The organism is Butyricimonas synergistica DSM 23225, from assembly GCF_000379665.1.
Lineage (GTDB): Bacteria > Bacteroidota > Bacteroidia > Bacteroidales > Marinifilaceae > Butyricimonas > Butyricimonas synergistica.
In genome coordinates, this window is record NZ_KB903359.1 from 790,515 (window position 1) to 803,262 (window position 12,748).

16 protein-coding genes are annotated in these 12,748 nt (G+C 51.4%); 11 read left to right on the plus strand and 5 right to left on the minus strand.

The window, feature by feature from the left end; all coding sequences use genetic code 11:
* Nucleotides 1-57 precede the first annotated feature (57 nt).
* Nucleotides 58-852, minus strand: coding sequence for a nitroreductase family protein (locus tag A3CY_RS0103540; protein WP_018336521.1), 795 nt, complete (start codon nucleotides 850-852; stop codon nucleotides 58-60).
* A gap of 239 nt (nucleotides 853-1,091) precedes the next feature.
* On the opposite strand from A3CY_RS0103540, the gene A3CY_RS0103545 reads away from it, so the two are divergent.
* On the plus strand, nucleotides 1,092-1,628 hold the full coding sequence (locus A3CY_RS0103545; RefSeq protein WP_026207266.1) for an HD domain-containing protein: 537 nt from the start codon (nucleotides 1,092-1,094) through the stop codon (nucleotides 1,626-1,628).
* A 46-nt stretch (nucleotides 1,629-1,674) separates the two neighbouring features.
* On the opposite strand, the gene A3CY_RS0103550 is transcribed toward A3CY_RS0103545, so the two are convergent.
* Nucleotides 1,675-1,884, minus strand: coding sequence for a hypothetical protein (locus A3CY_RS0103550; protein WP_018336524.1), 210 nt, complete (start codon nucleotides 1,882-1,884; stop codon nucleotides 1,675-1,677).
* A 3-nt stretch (nucleotides 1,885-1,887) separates the two neighbouring features.
* Nucleotides 1,888-2,739: a hypothetical protein gene (locus A3CY_RS21830; RefSeq protein WP_018336525.1), complete on the minus strand. Its 852-nt coding sequence runs from the start codon at nucleotides 2,737-2,739 to the stop codon at nucleotides 1,888-1,890.
* A 370-nt stretch (nucleotides 2,740-3,109) separates the two neighbouring features.
* Between A3CY_RS21830 and A3CY_RS0103560 the strand changes: the two genes are divergently transcribed.
* The 10 genes from A3CY_RS0103560 (at nucleotide 3,110) to A3CY_RS20145 (ending at nucleotide 11,387) form a co-directional block, all read left to right on the plus strand.
* Nucleotides 3,110-3,775, plus strand: coding sequence for a hypothetical protein (locus A3CY_RS0103560; protein WP_018336526.1), 666 nt, complete (start codon nucleotides 3,110-3,112; stop codon nucleotides 3,773-3,775).
* A 476-nt stretch (nucleotides 3,776-4,251) separates the two neighbouring features.
* Complete coding sequence (locus A3CY_RS22835) at nucleotides 4,252-4,401, plus strand: hypothetical protein (RefSeq protein WP_155828167.1); 150 nt, start codon at nucleotides 4,252-4,254, stop codon at nucleotides 4,399-4,401.
* Nucleotides 4,401-4,748 (plus strand): hypothetical protein, encoded by a 348-nt coding sequence (locus tag A3CY_RS0103570; RefSeq protein WP_018336528.1) that lies wholly within the window; start codon nucleotides 4,401-4,403, stop codon nucleotides 4,746-4,748. The genes A3CY_RS22835 and A3CY_RS0103570 overlap by 1 nt, the downstream gene beginning before the upstream one ends.
* Before the next feature lie 68 nt (nucleotides 4,749-4,816).
* Entirely contained in the window at nucleotides 4,817-6,220 is a 1,404-nt protein-coding gene (locus A3CY_RS0103575) for an alanine/glycine:cation symporter family protein (protein ID WP_018336529.1), read from the plus strand.
* Between the two features lie 120 nt (nucleotides 6,221-6,340).
* On the plus strand, nucleotides 6,341-7,570 hold the full coding sequence (locus A3CY_RS20140; RefSeq protein ID WP_018336530.1) for a DEAD/DEAH box helicase: 1,230 nt from the start codon (nucleotides 6,341-6,343) through the stop codon (nucleotides 7,568-7,570).
* Between the two features lie 15 nt (nucleotides 7,571-7,585).
* A complete protein-coding gene (locus A3CY_RS0103585; RefSeq protein ID WP_018336531.1) occupies nucleotides 7,586-9,085 on the plus strand; it encodes a potassium/proton antiporter in 1,500 nt (499 codons plus the stop codon).
* 93 nt (nucleotides 9,086-9,178) lie between these two features.
* Nucleotides 9,179-9,751: a rubrerythrin gene (rbr, locus tag A3CY_RS0103590; protein WP_018336532.1), complete on the plus strand. Its 573-nt coding sequence runs from the start codon at nucleotides 9,179-9,181 to the stop codon at nucleotides 9,749-9,751.
* A 131-nt stretch (nucleotides 9,752-9,882) separates the two neighbouring features.
* Nucleotides 9,883-10,260 (plus strand): RidA family protein, encoded by a 378-nt coding sequence (locus tag A3CY_RS0103595; protein WP_018336533.1) that lies wholly within the window; start codon nucleotides 9,883-9,885, stop codon nucleotides 10,258-10,260.
* Nucleotides 10,261-10,347: 87 nt separating this feature from the next.
* On the plus strand, nucleotides 10,348-10,923 hold the full coding sequence (locus A3CY_RS0103600) for a YdeI/OmpD-associated family protein (RefSeq protein WP_018336534.1): 576 nt from the start codon (nucleotides 10,348-10,350) through the stop codon (nucleotides 10,921-10,923).
* A 68-nt stretch (nucleotides 10,924-10,991) separates the two neighbouring features.
* A complete protein-coding gene (locus A3CY_RS20145; protein ID WP_018336535.1) occupies nucleotides 10,992-11,387 on the plus strand; it encodes a DUF6146 family protein in 396 nt (131 codons plus the stop codon).
* Here the strand turns inward: A3CY_RS20145 and A3CY_RS0103610 are convergent.
* Both A3CY_RS0103610 and A3CY_RS0103615 read right to left on the minus strand, forming a co-directional pair.
* Nucleotides 11,380-12,090, minus strand: coding sequence for a nucleotidyltransferase family protein (locus A3CY_RS0103610; protein WP_026207267.1), 711 nt, complete (start codon nucleotides 12,088-12,090; stop codon nucleotides 11,380-11,382). The genes A3CY_RS20145 and A3CY_RS0103610 overlap by 8 nt on opposite strands.
* Before the next feature lie 7 nt (nucleotides 12,091-12,097).
* Nucleotides 12,098-12,748, minus strand: a complete 651-nt coding sequence (locus A3CY_RS0103615; protein WP_018336537.1) for a response regulator transcription factor — start codon at nucleotides 12,746-12,748, stop codon at nucleotides 12,098-12,100.

Genomic DNA, 12,748 nt, shown 5'->3' on the forward strand with positions numbered 1-12,748 from the left:
TTTAACGGATAGAAACTACAAAAAGTTTGCCTTTTTCTGTTATTTTCAAGAATAATTTTAACGACTTATAAAATGTATTTTCAACGGGTCATAACGCTCCGCGACAGAATCCGTTTCCCCGGCTGCTTTCCCGAGTGCCACCACGGCAAAAGGCACGAACTCCGACGACAAGTGCAATGCTTTCTTCACCTCGTGCACGAGATGCATCCTCGGGTACACCCCGATCCACGTCGTGCCCAACCCCTCGCCGTAAGCCTGCAACAGCATATTCTGCACGCAAGCCCCCAGCTCCTGTGGCCAGTTGCCGCCGTCCAACCCCGCCAACCGGGTGTTGCAACAGACGAGTATCGCCACCGGCGCGGTCCGCAACGCCCCGGCACCCGGCAACATCTCCGCCAGCTCGTGCAAGTGCTTCCCGTCCTCCATCACGAAAAATTCCCACGGGCGGCGATCCTTCACCGAGGGCGCGTACATCCCGGCTCTCGCGACCCGCTCGACCACTTCCGTGCACACCTTGTCCGGCGTGTACTCCCGTGCCGTGCGGCGTCCCGTCACCGCCTCGTCCACGGCAGCCATCGTCGTGAACTTCCGGCTCGTCATCTCCCTTGCCAGTTCCCGCACCCGGGGGATAATCCGCGTGAAATGCTCGCTCTCCTTGTGCACCGCCAGCACCGCCTCGTTCTCCCACGTTTCCACGATCATCAACGTGTCGTCCAGACGGCAATTTTGCAATATCTCGTACCCGATACAGCCTCGCTCTCCCCTTGAAAGCTCCGCCATCTCGGTCAATAAACTCGTGACCTCGGCACGTACCCCGGCATCAACCAATAGATTAACATTAATTCTGATCATATCTTGTTCACTTGGAAATTCAACATTCTCCCCCCGCGCGCTCCCGCGTCAAAAAACAGACAAAATTATAAAAGTTCACCGACTATTACACAACCAAAAAGAACTTTTATTCGTACATAACTCTAAAAGAAAACAAAATAAAAGGATCAGTTTATAAAGTAAAGAAACTTTATGAACTTTACCAACTGAATGAATCTTATAAACATCTATATTTGTCCCCTCAAAAAAATGAACAAATGATACAACCGTTAGACATTATACGCGAATATTACACTTTAAACTCCCTAGCGGGTCAAAGCCTTCTGATACACAGCCAACTCGTCAGGGATAAGGCGCTCGCCATTGCCATACGCCACCCGGAAATGGACTTGGACATCACCTTTATCAAGGAAGCCGCCATGCTGCATGACATCGGGATATTTCTCACGAATGCTCCCGACATCGGGTGCTTTGGCGAACATCCCTATATCTGCCACGGCTACCTCGGTGCCGACCTGCTCCGGGAGAAAGGCTTGCCCCGCCATGCCCTCGTGTGCGAACGCCACACGGGCACCGGCCTTACCATTGATATGATCGAAGAGAAACACCTGCCCCTGCCCCTCCGGGATATGCAACCCGTCACGCTGGAAGAGAAATTAATTGCCTTTGCCGATAAATTCTACTCGAAAAGCAATCTCACCCGGGAAAAGAAAATCAGCAAGATCCGGGCGGAAATGCTCTTCCACGGTAAGGACTCCGCCGACCGTTTCGATGAATGGTGCCGGCTGTTCCTGTGATTTAAAATTAAAAAGAGATTGAATCATCAATCTCTTTTCATCCGCTTTACTTTTTCTTTTTCGTTTCTTCCTTCCGCTTGTCGTGGCGCCGCTTGAGGGCGTGGATTTTCTTCCCGAGGATTTCCATGCGCTCGGCGAACATGGCGGCACGGGCTTCCCGGGCAGAAGCCGTTTCGATGGAATCGGCGAACAACTCGTCGAGTAATTTTTCCTCGTCATCGGCATCATCTTCCGCGGCGGGATTCTCCGCTAACATTTTCTACCGGGCTTCCAGCTCCTCTTGTTGCTTCTTCTCCCACGCGGCATTCCTCCGCCCGATTTCCTTGTCGACGAGGATATTGAATTTGTCAACCGACTTGTCGAGATCGACCTCCAGCTCCATGTCCTTGGCGATACGGGCGACGGCCACTTTATTCGTGGGGTCGTGTAGCAAGCACGCCGAGTTGGAAGTCGGCTTACCGCCAGCACGGCACGTGAACGCATAAACGACCACCGCACCGAGGTCCACACCCGCGGGCAGCGCGATGGAGGTCGAGCCGGATTCCGAGCGGTCGCGCAGCCGCGTCACGATACACGTTTTACTCATGGGGTCATACACCACTGCCTGCGCGTAATCATCCGCGAGGCGGTCCGAACCGGTCAGCTCCTCCCCCTCCTGCTCGCAAATCACCTTGCGCGTCTCCTCGTTCAGCGTGGCGGTCACCGGGATAGGCGGCACTTTGCCTTGGGCGAGGATCAAGCTCGGGTAATCGATCAGGCACGTGAACTGCAACTCGAGTTTCACCTTGGGATCGTACGCCTTCGTCGGGTCGATCTTCACCGCCGTCGCCACCCGGGCAAGGGCGTTGACCCCCACGAAGCGGGAATGCCCGAAAACTTCCGCCTTCCCCGTGGGGGGAAATCCCAGCCGCGTGGCGGGCAACAGATAGCCGCCCTCGCTTCCCAGGCCACCGAAAGCGACGTCGTTCATCGCCACGTTCTCGTCCAGTTTCTTCTTTTTATCGGAGAGCGAGCGCGACACGATGGTCCGCACCTCGAACTGGTGGGGGTAGTACACCTTGTCCCCGTGCGTGCCTCGCATGGAGGCACAACCGTAAAATTTCTCTTTCATAATCCTTCTTTTTCGTTAATAATATTCAAACGCCTGCCAACAAGGTAGGTTTCTCCAACACAAGTTACGACATTAATACCCGGCGAAAAAGACACCGGATGTTAATGTTTTGTATTTTTTAACAATAACCGGGGCATCCCGCGGCTCCCGACGAAAGAATTAACAATACACGATAATAATCAACGAATTACCACCGCGCGCTTGCCACGTCCAACGGTATTCCCACCCCCTTACTTATTAATAACTTATCTATAACTTATTAATAACTTATCTACAATTATCGTTAAGTGTTGGAAATCCCGATAATATTTTTTAACTTTATAGCGTGTAGGAGTAGCGTGGGAATAGTTACACGTAAAATTCAAAAGCCATGGAAGACGATGACATAAAACGAGAGTCGCCGCGCAAATATCACCGCGACGGGATAACACATTACTATCGCATGGGGAAACCCTGCCGCATGAGCAGCACGCGGGACAAGGCGGACACCCCGCCGACGGACAATCAAATCAAGTACCGGGAGGCTCTCGAGAGTGCCGTCCAGTTTTCCGTCAACTTTTTCCTCGCGTGCCCGGCGCTCGTGCCGGCATGGAACCTGTACGGGGCGCAAATGGGGAAAGACCGCCTGCGGGCGTTCAACAAGGAGAACAATCCCGTGATCGACGCCACGAGCAAGGGCGTCAACTATTTCCCGGATTTCCGCTTCAGCCGTGGCGACCTCGTGCCCCCGCGCGAGGCGCGGGTCAGCCGCATCGGGTGGAAGCTGTTCATCGAGTGGGAAATCCCCGCCTGCCCCACCGGGCGTGCCGCCCCGGATGACGAACTGCTGGTGGGCTACTTCTACGAGTCCCGCCCGGATTCCCCACAACTGGTTGCCTCCACCGGGTTCACGAGGCAGGAACGCAAAGCCCAAGTCATCCTCCCTTCCAAGCGGTTTCCCGTCGTGGAAGACGTGCACGTGTTCCTCCTTTTTCGCCGTGCCGACTACCAGAGCTTCTCGGAGAGCCGCTACGTCGGGCTGATCCGGAGCGAGTGACAATTTCACGCGATATTTTCATCTTTAACTTCAAATTATTAAAAATTTTTATATCTTTGCATCGAGGATCACGCGGAAAGCCGCTAGTAAAAGTCCTCTCGTGATGTTGTCCATTTTTTGAAGTCACGTTCAAGATAGAAATATCCGAAAAAATGGGATTGCAACACTCGCGCTGTTTACTCGTATATTCTTTTTAGAATAATACCGTAACGGCGTGGGATTGCTTTTTCATGCGGATAGAACGTGACTTCCATGATTGAGCCGTCCCCGCCGTTATATTATAACTCCCGGGGTGACTTATCAGCCCGGGAGTATTTATTTCTGGTTATTTTCCGTGACAAATTAGAATCACGAGGGAGTGGGGTTTCTATAACTCTTACACGCGACCATATGCTATCCCCGCTCCCGGAAAGGGGGGAATGGACTACACCCCCTTTCCTTTCACGTTGCTAACTTTATAATACAAAGATATGAACATGGAAACAAACATAAACATGGAAAACGGCACGAGGCAAATCCTCGTCGAGTTCCCGCCGGTAGTGGAAAAACTGGACGTGTGGTACCTGGACGAGGTAGCCATCGAACCGATAGAAGTCCTTCTCGCTCACCCCATTTGCCCGAACTGATGAACTTCGACGAGGAAAGAGAACGGCGAGCCAACAGGATTTTCGCCACGCACGCCGCCGGAACATTCGGGTGGTGGATCACGCTATTCTACGCCCTCTTCTTCGCCCGGCTCGATTTCGACACGTACTTCCTCACCGCCTTCCTGCTCCCCGTCGCCTCGCTCGTGCTATTCAGCGTGCGCCTGCTTTTCGGCTTCTCGCCCACCGACTTCGACGACCGCTTCAGCAAGGTGCACGCCGCCTGCTCGTTCCTAGGCATCGTGCTCGCCCTGCTAATCCTCGCCCGTTACGCCCTTGAATGCTATTTTAACTTTTTCCCCCTCTTTAACTTTTTCCCTCTCCCGTGAAACACGTTCAGAAAGTTTAACGTAAAAACCAAACAATTGAAAATGGAAAATAAAAGAACTTCTCCACGATGGAAACACTGAACAACTGGATTATATCTGTCAACGACTTTATCTACACCTACATACTGATCGCCGCGTTGATCGTCATCGGGCTATATTTCACGTTCAAGAGCAAATTCGTGCAATTCCGCGACATCCGCGAGATGTTCCGCCTGCTCGGCGACGGCATCGCCGGCGGCAAGAGCCACAAGAACTCGGTCACCTCCTTTCAGGCTTTCTGCATCGCGACGGCTTCCCGCGTGGGAACGGGCAACCTAGCGGGCGTGGCGACGGCACTCGCCCTTGGCGGGCCCGGCGCCATCTTCTGGATGTGGCTCATCGCGCTGGTCGGCTCGGCGTCCGCCTTCGTCGAATCGACGCTGGCACAGGTGTACAAGACGAAAGGCGAGCGCACCTTCATCGGCGGTCCCGCCTTCTACATGGAACGGGGATTGCGGCGGCGATGGATGGGCATCCTCTTCGCCGTCATCATCACCATCACGTTCGGGCTGGTATTCAACTCCGTGCAGGCGAACACGGTGACGTTCGCCTTCAACGAGGTATTCGGCACGAGCCGGGTATGGTTCGGGGCAATCCTCACGGCGTTCACCTTCCTCGTCATATTCGGGGGCATCCACCGCATCGCCGTCATCTCGGGGATACTCGTACCCTTGATGGCTATCGCCTACATCCTGCTCGCCGTGTACATCCTCGGCACCCGTGCCGGGATGCTGCCGGGCGTGATGGGCAGCATATTCTCCAACGCCCTCGGGTTCGAGCAATTCGCCGGCGGCGGGCTGGGGGTCATCGTCATGCAGGGCATACGCCGCGGGCTGTTCTCCAACGAGGCGGGCATGGGTTCCGCCCCGAACGCCGCCGCCACCGCGGACGTCAGCCACCCGGCGAAACAGGGATTGATACAAGCGTTAAGCGTGTTCACCGACACGCTCATCATTTGCAGCTGCACCGCCTTCATCATCCTGCTCTCCGGCGTGCCGCTGGACGGTTCGGTGAAAGGCATCCAGCTCACGCAGATGGCGCTCACCCGCGAGATCGGCAGCACGGGCGGGCAATTCATCGCCGTCGCCATACTGCTCTTCGCCTTCAGCTCCATCGTCGGCAACTACTCGTACTGCGAAACGAACCTGCTCTTCATCTCGAAGAACAAAACCTACTTGCAGGTGTACCGCGTCGCCGTGGGCGCGATGGTCATGTTCGGCTCCGTCGCGGCGCTCGACCTCGTGTGGAACCTCGCCGACCTCGCCATGGCAGTCATGACCGTCATCAACCTCGTGGCTATCGTGCTGCTCGGCAAAATCGCCTTGAAAGTCTTGCAGGATTACCAGCGGCAAAGGCGAACGAGCAAGAAAAACATCATTTTCAAGGCATCCTCCATACCCGAACTGAAAGATTCGACAAGTGAATGGGAATAAAAACAATTTTTTTCTTAACTTTGCATCAACAAGACGGGAACCTTAAACATGAAATCCCGCCACACGCGGACTCCCGGGGGACACGGGAGCGGGCTTAAAAACATAGAAAGACTTATAAAGATGAGATTTGACGAGCTGGAACTAGAGCAAGAAGTATTGCAAGGATTGGATGCAATGAACTTTCAAGAAACAACCCCTATACAAGAATTAACGATACCCGTCATACTCGAGGGAAAAGACCTCATCGCCTGCGCGCAGACAGGCACGGGAAAAACTGCCGCTTACACCCTCCCCATCCTCAACCGGCTGGTCAAGGAAGACGAAAAAACGGACAGCGTGAAAGCCGTCATCATGGCGCCCACGCGGGAACTGGCACAGCAAATAGACGTGCAATTCGAGGGATTCTCGTACTTCCTGCCCGTATCCACGGTAGTCGTCTACGGCGGGGGCGACGGGGCGTTGTGGGATCAACAGAAACGAGCGCTGCGCCTCGGGGCGGACGTGGCTATCGCCACACCGGGACGATTGATCGCCCACCTGCAACACAGCGATGTAGACCTGTCACAGGTCAAGTACTTCGTCCTCGACGAGGCAGACCGGATGCTCGACATGGGATTCTTCGACGACATCATGCAGATCGTCGCCAAGCTGCCCAAGGACAGGCAAACCATCCTCTTCTCCGCCACCATGCCCCCGAAGATCAGGCAACTGGCACAGAACGTGCTGCGTGACCCCGTGGAAATCAACGTCGCCGTGTCGAAACCCAACGAGGCAATCATGCAAGCCGCCTACATCTGTCACGAGAAACAGAAAATGGGAATCATCGAGGAACTGTTCAACAAACCGACCGTCCACAAGACGCTCATCTTCGCTTCCTCCAAGCAAAAAGTAAAAGACCTCGCCTTCACCCTGAAACGTAAAAAATACAACGTGGCGGCTATGCACTCCGATCTCGAACAATCGGAACGGGAGGAAGTCATGATGAACTTTAAAAATAACAAAATAGATATCCTCGTTGCCACCGACATCGTGTCGCGTGGCATAGATATTGATAATATAGGATTGGTTATCAACTTCGACGTGCCGCATGACCCGGAAGATTACATCCACCGGATCGGGCGTACCGCGCGGGCTGATGCCGAGGGAGTTGCCATCACCTTCGTTTCCGAGGCGGAACAAGGAAAATTCTACCGGATAGAGCAATTCATAGGAGAAGAAGTCTACAAGATTCCTATCCCCGCCTCTCTCGGGACCGCACCGGTGTACAACCCCAAGGCATTCGACCACGGCTCGCCAAGAGGGGGACGCCGCCCCGGTAACCGCTCCTTCGGGAAAAAGAAAAGAAATTAACAAAAAGAAACGCTTATGACCCTAGACGCCGGAAACATCTTACTTATTGGATCTATTCTATTATTTGTCAGTATTGTCGTGGGAAAAGCCGGTTTCCGGTTCGGGGTACCGGCGTTATTGCTCTTCCTTGGAGTCGGAATGCTCTTCGGGACAGACGGGCTCGGGATCGAGTTCAACAACCCCCAAACGGCACAATTCATCGGCGTTATCGCGCTAAGTATCATCCTATTCTCCGGCGGTATGGACACCAGCGCCTCGGAAATCAAACCCGTTCTCGGGCAAGGGATCGTGCTTGCCACCGTCGGGGTCATGTTCACCGCCCTGCTCACGGGATATTTTATCTATTACATCACCAACCTCGAAAACAGCTTCGTCCAGCTCACCTTTATCGAATCGCTCCTGCTCGCCTCGGTGATGTCGTCCACGGACTCGGCTTCCGTGTTCTCCATACTCCGCTCGAAACGGCAGGGATTGAAAGAAAACCTGCGCCCCATGCTGGAACTGGAAAGTGGTAGTAATGACCCCATGGCATACATGCTGACCATCCTGCTCATCCAGATCATCCAATCCGGCGAAAGCAGCCTCGCGAACACCGCCCTCCAATTCATCATGCAAATGAGCATCGGCGCCGTGGCGGGATTCCTGCTCGGGCGGCTGGCAGTGTACTGTATCAACAAACTGAACATCAACCAATCCCTCTACCCCGTCCTCTTGCTCGCCTTCGTGTTCTTCATATTCTCCTTCACCGACCTGGTGAAAGGTAACGGCTACCTCGCCGTCTATATTGCAGGACTCGTGGTCGGCAACCGGAAAGTGGTACACAAAAAGAGCCTCGCCACCTTCTTCGACGGAATCACGTGGCTGTTCCAGATCGTCATGTTCCTCACGCTGGGCTTGCTTGTCAACCCGTCAGAACTGCTGCCGATCGCCTCGCTCGGGATTTTTGTAGGAGTCTTCATGATTATACTCGCCCGTCCCGTCAGCGTATTCCTCTGCCTGCTTCCTTTCCGGAAGATGACCACCAAAGCGCGCACGTACGTGTCGTGGGTCGGCTTGCGCGGCGCGGTCCCTATCATTTTTGCCACATACCCCCTCATCGCCAACATACAGCACGCCTCGTTGATATTTAACGTCGTGTTCTTCATCACGATTCTATCCCTCGTCGTGCAGGGTACAACCGTAAGCTACATGGCAAAACTACTCGGCCTTTCCACACCGGAAACACGACAAAACGTCTTCAACGTGGAACTCCCCGAGGAAATCAAGACCGCCATGTCCGAGATCGAGGTCATCCCCTCCATGCTCGCCAAAGGCGACCGCCTCATGGATCTGGTACTACCGGACAACACGCTGGTCGCGCTCATCAAAAAGAACGACTCCTACTGCGTCCCAAAAGGCAAAACCAAACTACACACGGGCGACAAACTCCTCGTTATCACCGACGACGACGAAGCCCTCAAAAAGACATACGAGAGCCTGGGAATCACGAATTACTCGATTCACAAGAACGCATAACAGGTTTATAAACTTCATATACTTGTTTGCTTCCGCTATTTGTTGTAATATTGTAACACGAAAAATGAAAACAACAGCTAATATACATTTACTATGAGTATCAAAGGAACAAAAACAGAACAGAACTTATTGAAATCATTTGCTGGCGAATCACAAGCCAGAAGTCGCTACACTTTCTTTGCAAGCGTGGCTAAAAAAGAAGGCTTCGAGCAGATCGCCGGAGTATTCATGGAAACCGCGGAACAAGAAAAAGAACACGCCAAAAGATTCTTCAAGTTCCTGGAAGGCGGAATGGTTGAAATCACGGCATCCTACCCCGCTGGTATTATCGGGACTACTGCCGAGAACTTGAAAGCTGCCGCTGAAGGCGAAAACGAGGAGTGGGCTGACCTCTACCCGGAATTCGCAAAAGTAGCCGAGGAAGAAGGATTTACCGCCATCGCGGCAGTGTTCCGCAATATCGCGAAAGTAGAGGCAGAACACGAGGCTCGTTACAGAACCCTCCTCGCCAGAGTGGAAGAAGGCAAAGTATTCGAGAGAGATGAAGAAATCCTGTGGCAATGCCGCAACTGCGGTTACGTGCACAAGGGCAAAACAGCGCCGAAAGCTTGCCCGGCATGCGCTCACCCGCAAGCATACTTCGAGGAAAAGAAAAACAACTACTAGCAGGGATTAAAGTAAAAAACGAAAGCCGAGGATCATTTCTCGGCTTTTAGTTTTTAGCTTTTATCTTTTAGTTTTCCTATCTTTGCCCTGCGAAACGTGAATCATATATTAATTAATAAAATAAAGTGATTATGAAAAAAGTTATCAACTCACCGAAAGCACCGAAAGCCATCGGTCCTTACAGCCAAGCCATTGAAGCGAACGGAACGCTTTACATCAGCGGTCAACTCCCTATCGACGTGAACACCGGCAAATTCGTGGAAGGCGGCGTGAAGGAACAAACCGAACAATGCTTGAAGAACATCGGTTATATCCTGGAAGAAGCCGGATATACCTTCGACAACGTGGTAAAATCAACCTGCCTGCTCGGTGATATGTCTTATTTCGGCGATATGAACGAAGTGTACGCTAAATATTACAAGAGCGACTGCCCGGCACGTGCCGCTTTCGCCGTGAAAGCACTCCCCATGGGCGCCATGGTTGAAATCGAAACCATCGCCGTGAAATAAGTCTGGAAAAGATAAAAGTAAAAAGCCGGGGAAAACATCCCCGGCTTTTTACTAGAAGCAAACTCCACAAGAAACACGGTAAAGCAAATGAGAGAGGTAGAGAATTTAAAAACACAGTATTTTACAAATAGAAAAGATTGGAGAAAATGGCTCGAAAATAACTTTGAGTCAGAGCAAGAAATCTGGTTTATTTTCCCGCTTAGATCAACAGACAAACCTTGTATATCGTATAATGATGCAGTGGAAGAAGCCCTGTGTTTCGGATGGATTGATAGCACGGTAAAAAAACTTGACGACGAACATAAAATCCAACGCTTTTTGCCTCGAAAGAATAAAACATACTACTCTCAGCCGAATAAAGAACGGTTGAAATGGCTCTTGGAACATAATTTGATCCACCCTAAAGTAAAAAAAGACGTGGAAAAGATTTTACAGGAAAGATTTCATTTCCCGCAAGACATTATTGACAGATTGAAACAAGATGAAACCGTGTGGAGAAATTATCAAAAATTGTCGGAATCGTACAAAAGAATCCGCGTGGGATACATTGAAGCGGCAAGAAACCGTCCCGATGAATTCGAGAAAAGATTATCCAATTTCATGAACAAAACAAGAGAGGATAAAATAATTGCCGGGTATGGCGGTATTGATAAATATTATTAGACCGCCTTGTTTTTCTCCTCTTTTTTTCGTATCTTAGACTCACTTATAAACAAATAAAAACAGTGATTATGAGATTATTCGGATTACTCCTTGTATTTGCACTCTTTTTCTCTTGCGCCTCACAGAAAGATGTCGCTCAGAATAAGAAGGGACGTTGCGCGATCAAAGATTCAGCGCAATATGAATTGATCGTTTTCGATCCCGGATTCGACTACTGGCTGGCAACTCACCAATCCGTGGCAAACCAACACAGCAATGAATATTACCAAAGCATGAACCTGCAATATTCTATCGAATGGAACAGGCGCTATGCCATGGGCGACCCGAGAATAAATAGTTATATCGATTACAGCATGAATAAAAACTATGGATTCGATTTTAACTACAAGCTGTACATGTATTTCAAGTTCTTCGAGGACACGAACAGGATCAAACTCATCCCGGGAAGCAGAAGAATTATTTAAATTGGCTCGCTTTCCTGATCGCTTCCGGTGTACCGAGATCGAGGACAAAGCCGTCGTGTTGAAAAAGCTCGACGGGATGGTCTTTCGCTTGGGTCAGATGCTCGTCTATGATTGAAAAAACTCCTTTAAGCACGATATTTTCCAGATAATCGGGGCTTAGTACTTGTATGCCGCAATAATTATATTCTGTCGCCTTGTAAAAACCTTCGTCCACGATCTTCTGTTCACCCGTCCGCTTGTTCTCCCAGCCCTTCAGTATGCCGTGATTGAACTTCAACACCCGATCTGCCAGACAGGGTTTAACGACCAAAGTAGCATACGCGCGGCGTTCCTCGTGTTGCCGGATCAAAGCATTCAAATCCAAATCGGTCAATATATCCACGTTATGGATCAGTACCGGCTGACCGGGAATAAACAGGTCACGGGCTTTCAGTACCCCTCCCCCCGTGTCGAGCAATTCACCCCTCTCTTCGGAGAGAACAATATCCATCCCGAAATTATCGTGTTCCCGCAAGAAGGTTTTCACTTGATCGGCAAAATGGTGAATGTTTATCACCAAACGCTCCACCCCGACCTCCTTCATCCTACCGATCACCCGCTCCAGCAACGTTTTCCCGTTCAATTCCACCAAAGCCTTAGGTCTGTCGTTCGTCAACGGTCTTAACCGTGTCCCCAGCCCGGCGGCGAAAATCATTCCATTCATCAACTAATTAAATCTCTATTATGTTATTCTTTATCGCGTACATCACCAGCGCGGCCGTGTTGCGGCATCCTGTCTTGCTGAGCAGGTTGGCGCGGTGCTTGTCGACCGTGCGCTTGCTGATAAACAATTCGTCGGCAATCTCTTGGTTGGAAAGTCCCCGGCAAACGTGGTACAGTATTTCCAGTTCCCGTTCCGAAATATCATTATCCGCGATTTCAGGTGCCTCGTTCTTGTTATCCCGCATATTGTTCAGAATATTCACCAGCAATTCTTCCGAGAAGAAGCTCTCCCCTTCCGCCACTTTCTGTATCGCGGTGACCACTTTATCGATGCCGGAGTTCTTTAGCAAGAATCCTTTCGCTCCCGCGTCGATCATCTTGTAATAGTATTGCTCGTCACCGTACATGGAAAGCACGATGATCTTCAGACCGGGCTTCATCTTCATCGCCTCTATCGTCGCATCGATACCGTTCATCCCGGGCATCTCGATGTCCATGAGTACCACGTCACAATCCACGAACGACAGGTTCTCGATAAACTCCCGCCCACTGGAAGCCTCGTAGATATGACGCACGAAATCCTGTGTCGAAAGCAACAATTTCAAGCCCTCGCGAAATAACTTGTGGTCATCGACCAGATATATTCTCAGTTTATCCAT

Excerpts from the sequence above, each read along its gene's own strand:
- A3CY_RS0103540 (WP_018336521.1), bottom strand. The coding sequence starts at position 852 with ATGATCAGAATTAATGTTAATCTATTGGTTGATGCCGGGGTACGTGCC.
- A3CY_RS0103550 (WP_018336524.1), bottom strand. The coding sequence starts at position 1,884 with ATGTTAGCGGAGAATCCCGCCGCGGAAGATGATGCCGATGACGAGGAA.
- A3CY_RS21830 (WP_018336525.1), bottom strand. The coding sequence starts at position 2,739 with ATGAAAGAGAAATTTTACGGTTGTGCCTCCATGCGAGGCACGCACGGG.
- A3CY_RS0103560 (WP_018336526.1), top strand. The coding sequence starts at position 3,110 with ATGGAAGACGATGACATAAAACGAGAGTCGCCGCGCAAATATCACCGC.
- A3CY_RS22835 (WP_155828167.1), top strand. The coding sequence starts at position 4,252 with ATGGAAACAAACATAAACATGGAAAACGGCACGAGGCAAATCCTCGTC.
- A3CY_RS0103570 (WP_018336528.1), top strand. The coding sequence starts at position 4,401 with ATGAACTTCGACGAGGAAAGAGAACGGCGAGCCAACAGGATTTTCGCC.
- A3CY_RS0103575 (WP_018336529.1), top strand. The coding sequence starts at position 4,817 with ATGGAAACACTGAACAACTGGATTATATCTGTCAACGACTTTATCTAC.
- A3CY_RS20140 (WP_018336530.1), top strand. The coding sequence starts at position 6,341 with ATGAGATTTGACGAGCTGGAACTAGAGCAAGAAGTATTGCAAGGATTG.
- A3CY_RS0103585 (WP_018336531.1), top strand. The coding sequence starts at position 7,586 with ATGACCCTAGACGCCGGAAACATCTTACTTATTGGATCTATTCTATTA.
- rbr (WP_018336532.1), top strand. The coding sequence starts at position 9,179 with ATGAGTATCAAAGGAACAAAAACAGAACAGAACTTATTGAAATCATTT.
- A3CY_RS0103595 (WP_018336533.1), top strand. The coding sequence starts at position 9,883 with ATGAAAAAAGTTATCAACTCACCGAAAGCACCGAAAGCCATCGGTCCT.
- A3CY_RS0103600 (WP_018336534.1), top strand. The coding sequence starts at position 10,348 with ATGAGAGAGGTAGAGAATTTAAAAACACAGTATTTTACAAATAGAAAA.
- A3CY_RS20145 (WP_018336535.1), top strand. The coding sequence starts at position 10,992 with ATGAGATTATTCGGATTACTCCTTGTATTTGCACTCTTTTTCTCTTGC.
- A3CY_RS0103610 (WP_026207267.1), bottom strand. The coding sequence starts at position 12,090 with ATGAATGGAATGATTTTCGCCGCCGGGCTGGGGACACGGTTAAGACCG.
- A3CY_RS0103615 (WP_018336537.1), bottom strand. The coding sequence starts at position 12,748 with ATGGATAAACTGAGAATATATCTGGTCGATGACCACAAGTTATTTCGC.